The sequence below is a fragment of the Carboxylicivirga sediminis genome, from assembly GCF_018156225.1.
Taxonomy (GTDB): domain Bacteria; phylum Bacteroidota; class Bacteroidia; order Bacteroidales; family Marinilabiliaceae; genus Carboxylicivirga; species Carboxylicivirga sediminis.
On the sequence record NZ_JAGTAR010000051.1, the window covers coordinates 1 to 19,325 of the forward strand.

Annotated in this window: 9 protein-coding genes; all 9 read right to left on the reverse strand. The window is 43.6% G+C overall.

Annotated features, from left to right (window positions below):
• Window positions 1–163 precede the first annotated feature (163 nt).
• Complete coding sequence (locus KDU71_RS21375) at window positions 164–3,316, reverse strand: chondroitinase family polysaccharide lyase (RefSeq protein ID WP_212193161.1); 3,153 nt, start codon at window positions 3,314–3,316, stop codon at window positions 164–166.
• 83 nt (window positions 3,317–3,399) lie between these two features.
• Window positions 3,400–4,893 carry a T9SS type A sorting domain-containing protein gene (locus KDU71_RS21380; RefSeq protein ID WP_212193162.1) on the reverse strand — a complete coding sequence of 498 codons (1,494 nt, stop codon included), beginning with the start codon at window positions 4,891–4,893 and terminating at the stop codon, window positions 3,400–3,402.
• Window positions 4,894–5,181: 288 nt separating this feature from the next.
• Window positions 5,182–6,726 (reverse strand): sulfatase family protein, encoded by a 1,545-nt coding sequence (locus tag KDU71_RS21385; protein WP_212193163.1) that lies wholly within the window; start codon window positions 6,724–6,726, stop codon window positions 5,182–5,184.
• A gap of 159 nt (window positions 6,727–6,885) precedes the next feature.
• Complete coding sequence (locus tag KDU71_RS21390) at window positions 6,886–8,532, reverse strand: RagB/SusD family nutrient uptake outer membrane protein (protein WP_212193164.1); 1,647 nt, start codon at window positions 8,530–8,532, stop codon at window positions 6,886–6,888.
• A gap of 15 nt (window positions 8,533–8,547) precedes the next feature.
• Window positions 8,548–11,688, reverse strand: a complete 3,141-nt coding sequence (locus tag KDU71_RS21395) for a SusC/RagA family TonB-linked outer membrane protein (protein ID WP_212193165.1) — start codon at window positions 11,686–11,688, stop codon at window positions 8,548–8,550.
• A gap of 52 nt (window positions 11,689–11,740) precedes the next feature.
• Window positions 11,741–13,624 carry a surface glycan-binding family protein gene (locus tag KDU71_RS21400; protein ID WP_212193166.1) on the reverse strand — a complete coding sequence of 628 codons (1,884 nt, stop codon included), beginning with the start codon at window positions 13,622–13,624 and terminating at the stop codon, window positions 11,741–11,743.
• A 151-nt stretch (window positions 13,625–13,775) separates the two neighbouring features.
• On the reverse strand, window positions 13,776–16,841 hold the full coding sequence (locus KDU71_RS21405; RefSeq protein ID WP_212193167.1) for a chondroitinase family polysaccharide lyase: 3,066 nt from the start codon (window positions 16,839–16,841) through the stop codon (window positions 13,776–13,778).
• 190 nt (window positions 16,842–17,031) lie between these two features.
• Window positions 17,032–17,652, reverse strand: a complete 621-nt coding sequence (locus tag KDU71_RS21410) for a CBM96 family carbohydrate-binding protein (RefSeq protein ID WP_212193168.1) — start codon at window positions 17,650–17,652, stop codon at window positions 17,032–17,034.
• 12 nt (window positions 17,653–17,664) lie between these two features.
• On the reverse strand, window positions 17,665–19,221 hold the full coding sequence (locus KDU71_RS21415) for a DUF4955 domain-containing protein (RefSeq protein WP_212193169.1): 1,557 nt from the start codon (window positions 19,219–19,221) through the stop codon (window positions 17,665–17,667).
• Window positions 19,222–19,325: the final 104 nt, after the last annotated feature.

Sequence of the window (19,325 nt, forward strand, 5' to 3'; positions counted from 1 at the left end):
TTGGCCAGCGAATAAGCCACGTTGGCCTCTCCACCTCCATAACATACTTCAAACTCGCTTGCCTGCGAAAAGCGTTGATAGCCTGGTGTTGACAAGCGGAGCATTATCTCTCCGAAAGTGATTACTTTTTTGGTCATATTTGATACTATTGTTTCAATTCTTGTTAAGCTTTCACAAAGCGGACTAACTCATCCCTGTCCTGATAATTTAATTGCATCAGGTACACGCCTGCAGAAAGATTCCCAACGTAAATAGGCTTACCTGGCTGTCCTTGCAACAGATGTTTACCATCCAGTGTCAGTACTGTTACCCGCTGCAAGCCGGCCGGACCACTATAGTTCAGAAAACTATGCACCGGATTAGGGAATATTTTCACCTGACTGTCCCGGGGACCATTTGCATTAGTAGATGCTGGATTCCGAATTAGTTCTACCTCGACAGATAAGCCATGAATAGAAGTAAACTCAAGGATGGTGTAGTCTTGTCCCTGTTCAACTAATCGGCATTTATCATTGGAGGCTTGCAACTTAAACCGCCCATTTAGTTTCACCTTCACCAGCCTTTCTTCAGCTATTGCAGTACCTATGAGTGTTGTGGGTGCTTCCATATTAATGGAAGGATCAGAAAAAGCCAGCTGAATCACTTCTTCACTTTGCTCTTTCACCACCATGATACAAGGATATGAGCTGTTGACAATGTGTGCCGACTCAATATCTGCATTGGCCTCGAACATGACATACCCTGTTGATGCCGAGGCTCTGTCGTAAACGATATGTGCCACCTCGTCTTTACGTAGTACCTGGTATGGCTTACTTGACGACTCCATGTCCTGTTTAAATGTATTCAGCTCATCAACACTGCTTTGCACAAGGATGGCATATTCATAACTGGCATTGGAAGGTGCAGCTCCATGGTCTAACCAAGCTGTGGCATAATCCCCGTAGTTAACCGCTTTGCTTTTGTTATCACGCGATTCCTGGTTACTCTTCATCACATGTATGGTGCCTTCGGGTATGAAATAGCCATTGTCTTTAGCATCCATAAGCGTTATGGCCTCAACAGTATTCAGATGCTTACTATAAGGGAACTGCCCAATTGTAGACGCGTCCACAATTATATTGTCAGATGTTGCAGATAGTGCATTCTGAAACAGTGTTGTTTCGGTATGGTACTGATCATTACTGTTGGAGATATTACTTCCGAGGCAGATAATGCGGTTATCGAAAGTAAAAACAGACTTACGTGCTACAAAATCATCAGTATAATTGGTGTAATCATTTTCATCCAGTATCATACCAAACACACCATTACCATCAAGCGAGCATGCTCCGGCAAAGCTTGAGTTTTTTGAACGTTCGTTAATGTTACCCCCTGCATAATTAAGGGCTTCGTAGGGCAAATGAATGGTGGTAGCCCCCGGAAAACGATTCCAATCCCACCCTTCCAGCTTAAAGCCACTTTCTGAAGCACTTACAGGCTCACCTGCACCAAGTATCTGAACCGTACCATAGCTTTGATAACGCCCATAACGGTTGTTGCTGGTATATATCTCTGTTCCGGTTACGATATTATTGAATCCTTTTGTAGCCACCAGCCAGTTATCGCGACGGTGCATATTCAGCGCCCCGTAATTAACACTTGTATTACCTGTTGGGGCAGATGCCGGTGTAATGCCCTGGGCTACAAACTCATCATACAGCTCTTTCTTGTATTTGGTCAATCGCATGTACTCAGCCGCACATTCAGCATCAATTGGGTCGGTCGCTTTGGCCAGGTAGGCGAAGGCATTAATGGCACCTGTGCCTAATTCCTGATCCATTGGATTACGACCACAAACACTATTAACAAAAGAGCGATAGTTGGCATACCCAGCATGCACTATCAATGCTTTTTTGAAACGCTCTCTGGACTCTGCCGATAAATTATAGATGGTATTGCCTACATAGTTTAATACCTCTCCCAATCCTGCATAACCACCATTCATATAGCCGGCATACAGCATACCATGATGAAAACCAGAGCCATCAGGTTTAAACCCGCCAACGGTACCAACACTATATTGCATCACGCCATCCATCCAGTTGGTAAATGCCTGCATGTCGCGAGCCAGTTCAGGCGAATCATCGCGAAGCATTATGGCCGTTAATCGGCCCGGTATGATGGTATTCCAGGCATCTACTATCCCCTGGAAGTTATCAACTTGTGGTAATTGACGTACTTCAGGCACACCTGTCCAGTACTGAATCATCTCGAAGGCTTCCTGAAACTTCCCTTGGGCAACAAGCGTATCCTTCATCAACCAAATGGCTTTGGGAAACCCGCGGAAATAATAACCGTAGTGATGGTTGGTACCCATACCACTTCCAACCGTTAGTCCCTGATCGTATAACCAATCCAGTATATCACAAAACATGACATCAAAGCCCTGTTCCTTATTATGATACCAGGCTTTTGCCATATCATACATGAGGTTATCCAGATCGTTAAAACGCTTATCGCCATTGGTCGACACATATTCGTCAGCCGACACAAAAGCAGCACCTGTAATAGTGCTTCCATTGCGTTGTATGTTAAGTGCAGCATACTGATTTCGGATTGCTGTCACACGACTGGCTGATGGGGCACTTCCTGCGATGTTGGCAGTAATTCGTTCGCGGATATTGGCAAAAGTTGCTATTTCTTCGTTGGTAAGGTTGGTCGGTAATTCTAACTCATAGGAGTAGGTGCTGTGCCAATGCCACAAGGCAGCCCAATGGTTGGCATTCATATCCGGATTGATATAAGACAGTTGCGCATCAGGTGTTACCCTATCATTGATACGGGTAGCCGGAAAGCGCATACGATCAAAATAGAGAACGCCACCTGTGGAGGTTGAAGGCGCTTTGATACGCATAGAAGTTAGGTTCTTACTGGATTTAGAGCCCATCATATCTTCATCGAACCGGATCCAACAGGCGCGCCAGCCTGTAAAATTGAGGTGGTAGGTAAAATAGTATTGCACGGCGGCATTACTGCTTAGAAACTCAAACTTCAGATCGGCATCCTTTGCAGTTTCGTTGTAAATCCAAAGGATCATCCCTCCTTTATAGGTTTGGCAAGCTTGTGCCATACCTGATGGGTTATCAATAGCGATCTGACTACCCGGTGTCCACTCCCATTTAAGCGATTGAGTGCCCATTTTGTAGTGAGCGGATGATATGGACAAGTTAGTTTTGGGATTCCAGTTGTCAGGTACAATGCCTTCAAGCCCAAGGTAATTCTGAGCACACAATGAGGCAGTGATACAGAATGACAAAATAAACAGGAGTGCTTTCATAGATACTGTTTGAACTATTATTCTTCTTAAAGTAATTGGGCTGATTTGGGAGAAAAGCCCTGCTAGTGCAGGGCTCTATTAATTCATCGTTTGATTAATTTAGTTGTGACATTTGAACCATCCTTAAGGCTTAGTTTGAGAATATAAATGCCCGGTGATAGTTGAGAAACATCCATATTATTTGAACTATTAGCTTTGCTCTTAACCTTGCTACCATTAATATTATATAACTCAACCCAAGCCACCTCATTTGACAGATTCAAAGAGTTTGAAACAGGGTTAGGGAAGAAATACTGAACAGGTAAATTACTTTTATCCCCAATACTATTAGGTATTTGCTCACCACCTATCTTTACATCACCAATTCGCCATGTGGCAGCCCGATTTGTATTATCTGCTACACCTGTATCTGTGCTTTTGTAAACAAATGCAATAGTCATATTCGGATTCAACTGGTCAACTGGAATTTCTCCAATGCTCCATATCCACTCACTATCATACCCTATAGCTTTATCTAAATTAAAGCTGCTGGTAATATCAGTCCATGTTGCCGATGAAATGGCACCCGCCTGATCATTTTCATTTTTAATATAGTTGGTTGACATTTTGATGCTTAAATCAGAATCGCCTCCCAATTTGTACTGGCTAATGTTCCAGAAGAACAAATAAAGTTTACTGTAACCACTATAATCGGCAGCATTAAGCACTGCCCATGATTCAGTTGGTGACACATACTTAGTACCGCCATCATCGTACACTGCCGACATCTGCAATGACTTATAATTACTATTGTCTAAACCAGGACGAAGGGCATTTACCTGCTTCCATCCCTGACCATTAGTACTAACAATATTTATCATCTCAAAGGAAGTCGCATCATCAAACTGCCAACTGGTTTTTGTTTCAAATTGAATGGGGGAAGCAGTAAAACGTACTTCGGCAATATTCCATGTGGCTGATTGTTCTATATCTGAAATCTCAGCTGTTTTAGAACAAGTGTATTTAAATGCAATCGTCACTGCACCCTCGCCGGCATAATCATTCAAGCTTAAAGTAGACTTAACCCAATCTGCTCCTCCTGTTGCAATTTGATCAAGTAACCCGGTTACATCGGTCCATGTTGCGGTAGTAACATCACCTGCATAATCAGTAGAAAGCACTACCTCCATCTTCGACACATCTCCTCTACCAAATTGGTTCAGACTAAAAAATGTCATTTGAAGATCATAAACAGAAGTGAAAGCACTTAAATCAATAGCATCAACTACAGCATAGGTTTCGGTAGCATAAAACTTTGTTTCTGGCGGATTAGGAGCTACAGTAGCAGGAGTAGCTACTACTTTTAAAGATTTTTGATCGCCTTCGCGCGTATACCCAAGCAGGCTTGCATCTGGTAAGGTAGATACTCTATACCAGATATTGTTTTTTTCTGTTCCTTCAAACAAAACTGTTTGTTTGGTAAAACCTCTGTTATTGTCATAACGAAAATCAGGATAAAAAATAACCTGCTCCTGTGCTCTTCCATTAATATTAATCAGGAACAATACCGCGAATAGTAATAGTAAACTTTTTTTCATAATCATCAGATTTAAGTGAATTGATTGGGAACGAAAGTAGGCTAGTCGCTTTTTTTAGATGTGCTGAAACGTTCGCAATAGGTGTGCTAATCGTACACGCCTTATTGGTAACTTGCTCATAATTTGCCACAAATGATGTATACAATTGTACACTCGCCTTATTCTGCCTGTACCATCCACTTTTTGCCTGATGTAAGCATTCAACAACCATAACAACAAAAAAGCTGCCCTAAAAAGAGCAGCTTTCAAACCATCATTACAGTTACAAATCAAACATACATGTCAGTATTAAAATTCACTTGACTCAGGTAGATCATATTTTACGTGATCTTCTTTAATCTTTTCGTTCCATTGAAAAAAGCGTTGCTTCATCTGCTCTACCAATTCAGGATGGTCCACAGCCAGATTATGTTCCTCAGAATAGTCATTGGTCAGATCATACAAGCCATATGAATCGGCACGACCATAATATCTCAATTTCCAGTTTTGATAGCGCACGGCCCAGCCTGTTTCATCGCCATAATAGGTTTTATCGTGTCGGGCCAAAGCGCCATTAGGGTCATCATAGGTGCGTGGCTTTCCTTTTAAATGAAAACCTGTCCAGAACAACCATTCATGTGGGTTGCTGTCATCCTTGCCTAAAAGGTACGGCATAAGGTTTACACCATCTATCTCCGTATTTTCCGGTAAGGGCATATCGAGAGCAGCGTGCAGTGTTGGAAAGATATCCATGCCGCTAACCGTTTGATTGAACACCTTACCTTGTGGCAAATGCCCCGGCCAACTCAACACAAATGGCACCCTGATACCGCCTTCTTCCAGAATGTATTTATTCCCTTTGAGCGGCGTATTATCGGCATAAGTGCGCGGTGAACCCCCATTATCGGATATAAACACCACAATGGTATTTTCATCCAATCCTTCGGCTTTCAGCTTAGCGGTGATGGTACCAATGGCATCATCCAACTTGTTTAGATGATAGAGGTAACGTTGGCGCCCTTGTGGCGTATGCGGCTTAACAGTATTGACATACCACTCCAGGTATTGGTCCCAATCACCGGTGCCCGGATCCCAGTCAGGCACCTTATCGATGCCCATCAGCTTCAGATCCTCATCAGGTATCTGATGTGTGAACAGGTGAACCGCATTAAAAGAAACCATAAGGAAAAACGGATGATGCTTATACTCATCTATGTATTGAAGCGATTTATCGAGGATAATATCCGTTGAATAACCCTCCATATCGACCTGTTTGTCATTCTCCCAGAAAGGACCAATGCCCAAGTGATTAGCCATTTTCTCAGTAAAGCCCTCACGATCGGCCGCCTTGTGACGCAGATAGTCCATCGTCCCACCTTCCTTACCAAAATAGTAGTCGAAGCCATGCGAGGTGGGGAACTCTGGTACGCCGGGCCCCTGCACCGGACCGTAATGCGACTTACCCACCATGCCTGTTTGGTAGCCTTGTGCCTTTAATTGTTCAGCCAGGGTAATTTCACTATCAGGCAGTTGAGCACCAAAATTATACACTCCCCAACGTTGCTGTTGGCGGCCGGTTAGCATGGCCATGCGCGATGGACTACATACTGACATGGATACGTAAGCATTGGTAAAACGTACACCTTTCTGAGCCAACTCATCGAGGTGAGGTGTATGTGCATCGCTTGCCCCACCATAGGCACTAAAATCACCGTAGCCCTGGTCGTCGGTGATGATGAACAGTACATTGGATTGTTGTTTGTTATGCGAGTTTGATGTGCCATGACTACATGCGCCTAACAGCGATAATGTTGCCCCAATCGTCATCAACACAGTATTCCGTAAAAGATTCATATTCGTTGGTATTTAGTATTTGTTCAAAAATAAGGCTTGCACAAATGCTTATGTGACCAAATCATTCAGGATGCTTCCAAAATAGTTTCTTCCCAATAAAAAGAACAAAAAAAAGAGTGCCGCAAGGGCACTCTCTTCAACAATTAAATCGTCTATAAATTACCAATTGGGATGCTGGTCAAGTAACTTGTTGATGGTTATTTCCTGCAAAGGGTATGGTAATACCAGGTGCTTAGATTCATCGAAGTTTTCACCGGCTCTTAACAAATGTGTGTAGCCTGTATTTGATGGATTATAATCATCTGATGCTTCCGTTTGCATATTTAGCTCTTCAAGCGTCTGCCCTAAGATACCCCAGCGAATAAGGTCCTGTCGACGCACACCCTCGAAGCACAGCTCGCGCAAGCGCTCATCCTGTATTTCTTTGCGAAAAGAAACCTCATCCGACACACGGCTCTGATCAATATCACCTAAACCGGCACGGTGTCTTACAGTATTAAGGTAAGCATAAGCATTAGCTGGCCCATTCAGTTCGTTTTCAGCTTCAGCGCGCATTAACAATACATCGGCATATCTTAATAATGGGAAATTAATACCAGTAAAATTCTTATCGGGTGAAGCAATTGGTTCGAGTATCTCATACGACTCGTTTTCACCCGGTGTATCCACATCGTCCCAGTTAGTTGGCTCCCAACGGCGAAACTTACCAGGCCACCACTTCAACTCGTTGGTAATTCGCTTGAGTTCGTGCTTTTTCTTATCGTAGGTGTATGAAGCACAGTTCCAGTCGTATCGGGCATCACCGGTTGCATAGATGTTTTTCACCTTAATACTCAACTGCATAAACGCATAGGAGTATGGATAGCCCTCGCCACCATATGTAAACTGAACACCATTCACATTACCATGACGGCCATGCTCGTTCAAGCCCTGATCTCTCAGATTTTTAAAGTTCACTTCAAACAAGGTTTCTTTTACATCGTGGATATTACCAATATAATTACGGAACACCTCATCGTAGTTATCCATCAGACCATGGAAACCATCTTCAATCACTGAGTCGCACTGTGCCACTGCCTGCTCATACATAGCGGTATTCTGCAGCGGATAACCAGCCATAGTGAGGTACACCCTTGCCAATAAGCCATGGGCTGCCATTTTAGTAGCACGGCCGGTTTGTTTGTTCATTTCAGGATCCTGAACACGAGGCAGGTTCTCACTGGCAAAGGTTAAGTCTTCAACAATTACTTCGTACACCTTCTCAATGGATGAAGCTGCCACGTTATTGGCATCAATATCTTTAGATGGCTCTAAACGCAAAGGTACAGGACCCCACCAACGTACCAGGTCGAAATAATACAACGCTCTTAAGAAACGTGCTTCTCCTAACACCCGGTTGAGTGTTACATCATCCAAATCTGGCGTATTGGGCACAGTTACTATGAACTTGTTAGCCGCATCAATACCGCGGTACAGTGCATACCATGTTTGCTCTATATCGCGTGTGGCCGATGTATGACGATAAAGTGATACGGGCCAGCCTTCGTTGTAATGACGGCTATACAAAGCCTCATCGGTACCAGCCTGAAAGTTGGATGGCAGATACGAACCATAGGTCTCGTCCTTGCCCAGGTAATTGTAGATACCCACAAGGCCCAATTGCACTTCTTTGGCATCTTTATAGAAATTATCGCTATCCCAGCTGGTTTGCGGTTCCACATCCAGGAATTGGCTGCAGGCTGCTCCACCGAACATGATGGCAGCAACCACCGCTATTTTTGATATCTTTTTAACTAATTGCATCATTTTCACTTTTCCTGATTAAAACTTAATTTCTAATCCACCCATTACAGTTGCACTCATCGGATAGGCTGAATAATCCAGACCTGGTGTTAGTGCGCCGAATTTCCCTACAGATACCTCAGGGTCAAATCCGCTGTAGTTGGTCCATGTGTACAGGTTTTGTCCGGCCACATAAATTCTACAAGCGCTTAAGCCTAATAAGTTGAGTGCTTTTTTACCTAATGAGTAGCCTAATGAAACGGTTTTCAGTCGCAGGTACGAACCATCTTCCACAATGCGGTCTGACACATGGTTACCAGTTGGAGGTGCACCATATACGCCATCGAACCAAATGCCATGCATCTCATTTGATGGATTCTCAGGGGTCCAGCGATCAGCTACTGATGACAAGTAGTTGTAACCGGTTGTGTTACCTGGGTTTTCAAATTCTACACGGTTGGCATTTAAAATTTCATTGCCATAGCTCCACTGAAAGAACACCTGTAAATCGAAGTTCTTCACCTGGAAATCGTTAGTAAAACCACCAAAATGTTTTGGATGAGGATTACCAATAACTGCTCTATCCTTATCATTGATGGTACCATCGCCATTTAAATCCTTGTACTTAATACTTCCCGGCGCTACATTACCACCATTATCAGGCAGACCCGGTTTTAGCACATATCTGCTTTCAGAGTTATCGTACACAAAATCATCCATTTGGTAAACGCCATCGTACTTCAAGCCATAGAACATACCTACCGGCTCATTAACCTTTGTGATGTACTGGTACTCGTTATATTTAAAATACCAATCAGGATTAGTAAGCATAAAGTCTTGTCCATCGTTCAGGCCAATGGTTCTATTTTTGTTAAACGAAATATTGAACGATGTTGACCATTTAAAATCACGCTTATCGATATTAACTGTGCTGATTGAGAATTCCAATCCCTCATTTTGTACCGCTCCAACATTTTGGAATACCTGGTTATAACCCGAGCTTGGTGCCATTTCGGCATATAAAAGCAGGTCGGTGGTGTTTTTACGGTAATAATCAACCACACCCGAGATGCGGTTGTTCAGGAATCCGTAATCAATACCTACGTTCATCTGCTTAGTGGTTTCCCACTTCAGGTCAGACGAGGCCAGGTTAGAATGATAGGCACCAGCGTAATAGATATTATCTAACACGTAACCGCTGGATGTGCTCGTCTCCATTTGTGAAAATGCAGCAAAATCGTTGATGCGGTTATTACCTGTAATACCATATCCGGCACGTAACTTAAGGTTACTAAATACGTTCAGGTTGCGTACAAAGTTCTCCTCAATCAATCGCCATGCTGCTGCAAATGAAGGAAAGTAGCCCCATTTATTATCGCCTCTGAACTTAGACGAACCATCGGCACGGAAGTTAGCTGTTAACAGGTAACGATCCTTCAAGCCATAGTTAAAGCTTCCGAAGAAAGAAGACATGGTATTCATGGTGGTGCCTGATTCAGGAATGGTTGGCTGTGTTCCCAGGTGTAACTTGTCTGTTCCGAAAATATCCACCGGCATGTTGGTGTTTTTAGCCCTGAAGTAGTCCGATTGTCTCTGCTGAGCTTCAAAACCACCTAAGGCAGTAACACTGTGAATGTATTTGAACTTTTTCTTCCAGGTCAAGGTATTGGATGTTGACAAAGTCTGGTAGCGTCGATCGGTTAAGGTACCATTGATGCCGTCAATACCACGTGTTCCCGAGAAGGTATCTTCCTTATAAAAAAGTGATTCCTGGCGGTTATCAACCTGGTAGGTGCCTGTTACACGCAGTCGTAAGCCTTTAATAATATCGTAGTTCAGGTAAAGATTACCTCTAATCACATCCTGACGTGTATAACGATCGGTGTTTTCCAATGACTTCACCGGGTTAAAACGTAATTCATTCGGGTCGGCATCGTAATCAATACCGCCATCGCGTCCGTCGTCAACAATCGGACTAACCGGACGGAAAGTAACCGCCTCCTTAATCACACTGTGACGGTTATTCCCTGACACATCCTGACCTATACGCTTAATATAAGAGTAGTTAAGGTATCCTCCCATTTGCGCTTTTGAGTTAATACGGTGCGAAAACTTCAGGTTATTATTCATCTTCTGAAAGCCTGTGTTAAGCAGTGTACCTTCCTGATCGGTATAATCAGTTGACAAATAAATAGTGGATGTTTTATTACCACCGTTTAATGAGAAGTTATAATTCTGCACCATGGCCTGACGGAAGATCTCATCCTGCCAGCTGGTAGCTGATTCACCGCGCTGGGCCAATGCTTCCTTTGTATAAAGCTCAGGATCCTGCCAGTGCGTGTTGAAACTTTCAATATAAGTATCTCCTTTATTGTAGGCTACTTCTTTTTCATATTTCACATACTCATAGGGTGATAAAACTTCTAAACGCGATGGCACCCACTGCACACCCAAAGAAGTATTCATACTGATTTGGGTTTTACCGTCAGAACGACCTTCTTTAGTAGTAATGATAATAACACCATTGGCACCACGTGAACCATAGATGGCCGTTGCCGAAGCATCCTTCAATACATCAAAATCCTTAATATCGTGTGAACTGATGCTTCCCGGATCAAAATCTTCCAAAGGAATACCATCTACCACATACAAGGGCGAGTTATCACCAGTGATGGAGTTACCACCACGGATAACAATGTTTAAGCCCTCGCCGGGTGTACCGTCGGCGGCTGATACCTGCACCCCGGCCACACGACCTGCCAAGGCCTGGTCGTAGTTGGTAACAGGACTCTTCACAATATCAGATGGCTTTACCTGTGCTACAGCGCCGGTCAGGTCCTTCTTCTTAACTACATTATAACCAACAGCTACCACTTCATCCAACAGCTCCACTTCAGGAAACAAGATAACGTCTATTTCCTTGCGCTTATTAATCACCTCTTCGTGGTCTTTATACCCGATAAATGAATACACCAGCGTACCATTCTGATCATCCAAACTAAGAGTATAGCTACCATTCATATCAGAGATAGTTCCCTTCATGCTCCCTTTAAGCAAAATATTAACGCCAGGAATGGCTTCTCCCTGCTCATCAACCACTTTACCGGTGATGGTATGCTGGGCTAAAAGAGCCCCCATACCCGCCAGGAGAAAATATACGATTGAAATTATATTTTTCATGATTTGTGTCTTATTGAACCAGGATACTCACGGATGAGCATCCTGATTTATATTATTTTTCTAATCCGCGAACAGTGAAATAAGGAATAAAGGTTGCGCGAGTTAAATGATTTGTTGTTTTAGCCGGATTTAATGCTAACGAATGCAAAGAATGTATAGCAATGGTAACAGTCTTACCACTATACGTGCTTAGGTCAATTATATCCTGATCCACATAATCAGCAGTTACATCACCTCCACTACCCAGAATGTTATCTTTACTATCAAAGAGGTCATTGAGTTTGGCCACTTCTACCCAGGTGGCAGTCGTCACATCACCTGCATAATCTTCCGATACTTTAACGGTAATAACGTTGACATCGTCATTTCCGCCACCATATAACATATAGTACTCAAGAAAGAGCTCCACTGACTCAAAAGCAGAAAGATCAATGTTTTCAGCCAGCAACCAGTCGTCATTTTCAGCTTTATCCCCAAACATCTGGGCACCGCTACGCTTCACACCTTCCCTGGTCCAGAAAGTATTGTATTTACCATACCATGCCTTTTTGTAGGCTGTTGGGCCTGTACCATTGCCATCCAAATCAACCGACACCATGTTGCCTGTTGCGCCATCTTTTACAGCGCCACCAACATTAAATCCACCATCGAAAATAACTGTCTTAATCAATGTCGTAACATGCACTGTGTAAGTAACAGTTGCAGAGCCATAGGCGTTAGTGGCTTCAACCACCAAAGGATAATCGCCAACAGGCAGTGTATTACCCTTAGCCAGAGAAATCTGACCGGTAGTTGGTTCAATGGTAAACTCACCTGACTCATTACCAGATGTAATGGCGAATGAAATAGGATAAGCACCTTCGGCTGATGGGATAGCACTGCTAAAGGCCAATGAAGCCATCACAGTTCCTTCGTTACCGTCGGCATACGTAAAGTTGTTAGGCGGAACAGGATCCTGAGGCACGATCTCGAATCCAAGGGCCTTTTCAAACAATGTTTCACCCAAATCATTACCGGCAATCACATCAACATATTGGGTGCTGCCAGCTGTAAAAGTATGCATCGCCTGTAAGGTTACAGCACCAGTATTTTCATCAATAGCGAAAAACTCAGAAGTACCATCGGCCAGTTTGTATTTAACACTTCCCGTATTAGAAGCGGTAACCACCGGCTCCTGCGAAGTGCGTGACGCCAGCTCCTGCACATTGGTTTGCACCTCGGGATCATACACCAATCGATATGGTTTTGATACGACATTTACTGTTAACGCATTTTTGAATGTGATTACTGAATCTGCCAGGTTATTACCCTCCACATGCAATTTGAAAGTACCCACTTCAGGCTCTTGTTTGTCCGACATGCTTATGATACCTGTAGAAGCATCAATGGCGAAGAACTCTGAACCTTCAAATTCACCAAAGGCAAATGACACATCGTTGGAATTGCCAGCGAAATCAGGCTCAGTAGTCGCGTTATTTTTTCCACGCTCAAATTGTACGGTGCTTGGCTGATAAGCCAGTCCTTCCATTAATGCCGGAAGTACTTTTACACTATAGCCATTTGTGAAAGTGGTCATACCACCCATGGTTTCTACTTTAACATCCAGAAGGTAAGTAGCCGGAGTAAGTATATTGCCGTTGTTGACAAACACCAAACCTGTTGTGTCAACAATATTAAACTGTTGTAACAATTCTTCAGAAAGAGCTGCGCCATCGATTTTACCTGAGCCAATCGTAAAAGTAGGCTCGGCGCCAAAGGTATTAACTGAAGGGCGTCCACTTTCAATGGCTTTCCCTTCTCTGGCTTCACCAGTTTCGGCATAACTTAAGTCAGCCGGTGGTGCCACCTTTTTGTTATCTGATAAAAACGTCTCATCTGTACATGCCCCTGCAAAAGCAAGAATTAACAGAATGAGATGTAGCCGGAATTTTTTCATATACTCGAATTTTTAGAAAATTTTACACTTCTTAACGTTGCAAATGTATCTGCAATACAACCATTATATGTGTAAAATCTTCCGCAATAGGGTTTAAATCGTTCGTATTTTAACTTTCCTAATTAATTATGGATTTAGCTGCACTCGTCTATTAATCAATTATTTGAAAGGAACACTGTTGTGTCAATCCATCCTTACAGGCGAGTTTAACAATGGTATTTCCTTCTTCAGTAATGATTATTGATTCAACTTTATTATTGCATGCCCACTTTCCTTTGAGTTCTACTTCCAGGTAGGTCGTTTTGCTTTCAGCCGGACGCCATGGTCGCGAATAAATGCTTCGCTCAACGCGCTTGCCATCTTTGTAGATTTCATCGGCAGGTCCTTCGTACAAGGCTAAATCAGGATTGGTAATATTTAATTCCAGTTCCTTGTCCGACTCTTTGGTTAAAGCAATGCATGGTAGGTTGGTATTTTTAATGATCCCGGTTGAATTATCTTTCGCTGCTTCAAAGAAAACATAGCCGGTTTCATTGGTGGCCGTGTTATAGACCATGTGACACTTCTCAGTGTGTTGCAGCACCTCATAAGCAGGTTTGTTTGCTACTGTTTGCATGCGTTGCACATCGGCACCAGGAATGACGCAGTAGTGGTAACTGGCAGCCTGTGGCGCTTTCCCATGTTGTAACACCGCTGCAGCAAACTCCCCTTTGGTTGGCTTCTCACTACTTTCATCCCTTGAATGCTGCATTCCCTGATGGAAATAGACTGCTCCCGATGGCAGGTAATAACCATTTCCTTTATTATCAATCATCCACATATTCACTGCCGCATAACTTGATTCCTGTTCCCCGGTGCCGGCCTGCTGACCGTTAATCAGCACCTCATCATCCTTTTTACCTATATGGTTTTGAAACAAAATGGTTTCGGTTGGATGCTCAGAATTGGTATTTTCAATACCAGAGCCCAGGCAAACAATCTGATCATCGAAGAAAAACCACGACTTGCGAGCTCGCAGGCTACCCTGGTATTTATCGTGCTCATGCAAGATAAAGGCATAAACACCATTCTGATTATTGGCGTGCACACCACCGGCAAATGCCTCATCAGAAAACAGCATTTCTTCATAGCCCGAAAACTGGTCTACATTCAGAATATTGGCCCGTAAATCATCAATTGGCAGATTAATAACTGTGGTTCCGGGAAAACGGTTCCAGTCCCAGCCTTCCTGCACAAAACCACTGCCTTTATTATCGATTGGCTGACCGCCTCCCATAATTTGCAATTGCCCGTGTGCGAGGTAACGACCATATAGGTTGGCCCCCAGGTAATGCTCAGCTGCCCACAAGTAGCGAGAATGCCCTCGTACAGAGGCAGTCCATTCGGCACACCTGTGCACCGATGATGATGCATAAGGCATGGTAATGTGTCCATTAGGTGTTGCCTCGGCTGAAATACCCTTTGCCAGAAACTCATCTTTGAAAGAGCTTTTCTTTTTCTCCGGTATCAGGCGCATATAAGCCGCTGCCAACTCTGTATCAATGGCCGAGCTGCCATCAGGCGCTCCAGCCTTAGCCAGAATGGCAAAATGGTCGGGGTGTAAAGCCCCTTTTCCTTCAGGATGACGCCCGGACATAGAAATGGGCCATTGCGTGTGGTTGCAATAGAAGCGCATGGTTAACAAAGCCTTCTTGATGGTTTCGTGCCCCAATTGGGATACCTGAAAAGGAGTACCACTCATGAAATAGACCATACGAACGGCCCCATTCAAACCTCCTGTAGCATAGGCCGGATAATGATTAGCATGGTGGTAAGCTGAGCCATCCACCTTAAAAGCATCGTTAAGGCCAGGGGCAGGCAATAAACCATTATCTATCCAGCGGGCAAAACATGACAGGTATTGAGCCTTCTCGGGTGTATCCTCCATAATCAGGATACTGGCCAAACGCCCCATCACCTGTGTATTAAAGGCATCCATATCCATTCCGTTTATAACTGGAGCTTTGAAGGTTTCGCCAATGGCAGCAAACCACTGTAAACCATCAATAGCCGCCTGTAGTTGTCCTTCTTCACGCAGCACATCGCGCATGATAAACAAGGCCCGGTAATAGCTTCGCCAATTGTAGCCATAGTGGTGGATGGTACCTAAACCACTGCCAAAGGCAATACCCTGATCCAGCATGTGATCGTACATATCCATGTACATCTTTCTCAGGTTTTCCTTCAGGCCAGCCTCTTCGCAGTTGGCGTAGGCTGTGGCCACTTTCAACATTAAATCAAAATAGCTTCTGATATCCTGCTTATTCTCGCGGTATAATTTGGCAATGCTATGATCGGCCAAAGGAATATATAACTCGGCATTGCGGCCAAACCAAACTGGCAGCCCATTTATTTGTCCTTTGCGACGATTAATCTGGTAGCGGGCCACTTGTTTGTACAAGTTATCCACAGTCGCTGCATTCACCTTCTGGTTTCGTAAAATATCTGCTTCAAATCGCTGCTCAATCAGCCTGAAGGCGGCCAGCTGATCCTTTGAAAGTTCTGCTGGTGCCGGCAGGTCAGGCTGCATATGACTAGCCTCTTCCTGAATTAACCAGTGGCTCTCGGTACCTTTATTAACAAATGGCACTTGCCTGTCGGGCGTATGATGGCGGCTATCAATATTGATACACAAAAACATGTGATCGAAAAAGAGCTGCCCCTTAGAAATTGACTGCGGACTTTCAATGCGCAAACGGTTCATAGTGGCAACAGGCAATCCTTCCATATCACGCTCAAAAGCTACCCATGCTGCGCGCCACCCTTTAAAGTTGAGATGAAATTTAAAGCTGCAGTTATCGGTTTCATCGGTGCCAAACACAAAAGTGGCTTCATCATCCACAGGCGTTTCATTGTAAACCCATACAGCAAATGATGGAATGGATTTATCTTCACTTTCGGGATTGAAAGGCACAAAACCAATGGCTTGGTTTAAGGTAATAGCACCTGTTTTTTGCCAATCCCATCTCAAGGATTTTTGACCATGCTTGTAGTGCACATCTGAGGTTGATAACTTATGCCCCTTATCAAGGGTCCATTGTTTTTTATTGACGCTTTCAAACGACCAGAGCTGCTCGTGCTGAAACTCCTGGCCGAATGCACTGAAGCTACTGCCTAAAACCAAGGCCGCTATTAGAAAGAGGGTACTAACCCTTTTAATCTGATTTTTTTTCATCATTTACTCTTTAAATAAATCTGGACTAAATGTACCCCATCATCAGGCCTGGCCATGGACAGAAACGTACAAACAAGTGCCAAATTCATTCAGTTCACCTCACACCAATCAGATTAGTTTGGTTATTCAGTGACAAAAATAAAAAAGGTCGCCAAATAACCTTGGCGACCAGTTAATATTATTGTTGTTCAGCTTATTTAAACTGCAAATAAGCTTCGCGGTTGGCAGGTGTGCCATTGCTCCATAAGCGTTCTTTTGATAGAACTACTCCACTGGTTTTATTGAAATTATCATTACTTAGTACCAATGAAATCTTGCCTTTTTTGCTTTGCTTTAGCATTTGCTTCACCTTATCGGCTGGCAGGCTAATCGTCACCCATTCATTTTTTTCATTAACACCCATTGTTTGCGTAGCCAGTAATTCACCTTTCTCAGGCTTGTTATTAAATGCCAATGATGATTCATTCCATTTATTATCAGCGCAGGCATATACCTGCATCTCAAATTCAGCCGAGGCATCCTCTTTGCTCTCGTATACCTTTATACAGATGTTTAGATCAACACTTGTAAAATCCTCTACTTTTTTGAGGTTAAACTGCAGGTAGGATGTGCGCGAATACTTATCCGTTCCGCCAGACTTCATGATGCGCAGCTCGCCAGACTCAGTCACCCCCATTGGTTCATTGGCCGTATTACCACCCTGTACAAATGCATCCTGACTGACTTTAACTTTAACAGGCTTATTGGCCATAGCACTCATAGTGGTTGCACCTGCCATTAGCATTACTAGTAAAAATGTTGTTAATCCCTTCATAATATCTTGATTTTAGTTGTTTTTAATTTCTTTAATCCAATTTGGCAGTTCGCCTAAGCGCAGCTCCAGTTGCGCTTCGTATAAGGACTCTGGATTGACTGGCGTACCCAAGGACTCAAGCACTTTAACCTGATCTTCTTTAAAAGTGGTACCGGCACCATGGAAACCCACCACATAAGGAGGAATGATTTTCCAGAACCAGGTTGTTGACGACCAGAATTCAAAATCCACCTCAGGCTCGCCTAACTCCTTATAATTCCACAACACCAAATGCTCCATGTGGTTAGGCAAATTCTGACGGGCACCTCCGCCACGACCAATAAAGAAACCACCTTCGACACAATCAAACAATGTAGCACGTGGTTGCGAAGCGTGTGTTTCAAAGCTGGTGTCTTCATTATGCTTCACCCGCCAAAGCACCGTACCTAAAGTAGGCCCCGTAACTCCGGGGGCATGCCACTGTGATGAGCTGTCGTTAATTTTACCAATCAATACCCTGGTGGAGGCATTAGAACTGATGGAACTATGACCCGGCGTACCTGTTACCTCACAATTTAGCGCCGATACATTTGAGCAAAGGACGAAATTGGCTGCCCTGTTCACGTCTGTGAAACGACAATTACGCACCCAACTGTTGGCCAAACGCTGAAACTTCAGCAACGAATAGCCACCATCGTGTATATCGTCCTTATGATGAACAAACTCCTCGTGCCAGTTACCTGCAAACGCTATATTCTCAACCCCTACTTCTTCAAAATGGGCATAACGATAGACCTGCCACTCATGCTTTTTATCGATATCTCGCAACAAGGGTTCTTTCAGAGTAATTTCTTTACCCTTCACATCCATTACCTGATGATAAGCATTAACATACACGCCTTTATTGAGTATGGATGTCCACTTTTCATCGGCATGACAACCACACATCTCCTTCTCAATCAAATCAGGTGCATTGTTCTTTACTCTCAGTACAATCCAGTCTCCGGCCTTTATACCTGCCGTATTACGCACCTTTATAGTGTGAGTACCACGCCCAGCATCGGCCGCTATTTCAGTCAGCAAATCTTCACTACCTCCACCTACAAACTGAATCATATAGGGCGTTGTCCATAGCTTCTTAGGGTCTTTAGCCGGCAAATGGTTCTTCATAAACAATTCAGTACCATCCTCGCCTGAGCCACTGCCCCGAAATACAATATTATTCCCTTTTACAATGATTGGTGTTGTATCATCCGTATCTTCGTTTATCAGGAATCGCCCTTTGGGAAAGAAAACAAGGCCCGACTTGTTCTTTACAGCCGCATCAATGGCCATTTGAATAGCATTTTTATCAGACTTTCCATCGTTGGGTACCGCTCCAAAATGCGTTACATCAAATACTTTGTAGTCAACAGTTGGTATGGCCTTTTCGCCGTGATGATAGCCGGCATAGGAGAAATCCGGCAACTCGGCTGTCTTACCATGTTTAGAACAACTTTTAAAGTTCTCCCATAACTGACTTTTCTGTGCACGGAGAGCACCTGAAAACAATATGGCCAGAACTGCTAGTAATAATGTCTTGTTATACATAAATCTTTGGATTCAATTTCTGCTGCAAAATAGCTTTACCTTAATCAAACGATGTGAAAAATCGTTCATTTAGCTGCTAAAATCTTTCATAAACGACAGATATT

Excerpts from the sequence above, each read along its gene's own strand:
- KDU71_RS21375 (WP_212193161.1), bottom strand. The coding sequence starts at position 3,316 with ATGAAAGCACTCCTGTTTATTTTGTCATTCTGTATCACTGCCTCATTG.
- KDU71_RS21385 (WP_212193163.1), bottom strand. The coding sequence starts at position 6,726 with ATGAATCTTTTACGGAATACTGTGTTGATGACGATTGGGGCAACATTA.
- KDU71_RS21400 (WP_212193166.1), bottom strand. The coding sequence starts at position 13,624 with ATGAAAAAATTCCGGCTACATCTCATTCTGTTAATTCTTGCTTTTGCA.
- KDU71_RS21405 (WP_212193167.1), bottom strand. The coding sequence starts at position 16,841 with ATGATGAAAAAAAATCAGATTAAAAGGGTTAGTACCCTCTTTCTAATA.
- KDU71_RS21410 (WP_212193168.1), bottom strand. The coding sequence starts at position 17,652 with ATGAAGGGATTAACAACATTTTTACTAGTAATGCTAATGGCAGGTGCA.
- KDU71_RS21390 (WP_212193164.1), bottom strand. The coding sequence starts at position 8,532 with ATGATGCAATTAGTTAAAAAGATATCAAAAATAGCGGTGGTTGCTGCC.
- KDU71_RS21395 (WP_212193165.1), bottom strand. The coding sequence starts at position 11,688 with ATGAAAAATATAATTTCAATCGTATATTTTCTCCTGGCGGGTATGGGG.
- KDU71_RS21380 (WP_212193162.1), bottom strand. The coding sequence starts at position 4,893 with ATGAAAAAAAGTTTACTATTACTATTCGCGGTATTGTTCCTGATTAAT.
- KDU71_RS21415 (WP_212193169.1), bottom strand. The coding sequence starts at position 19,221 with ATGTATAACAAGACATTATTACTAGCAGTTCTGGCCATATTGTTTTCA.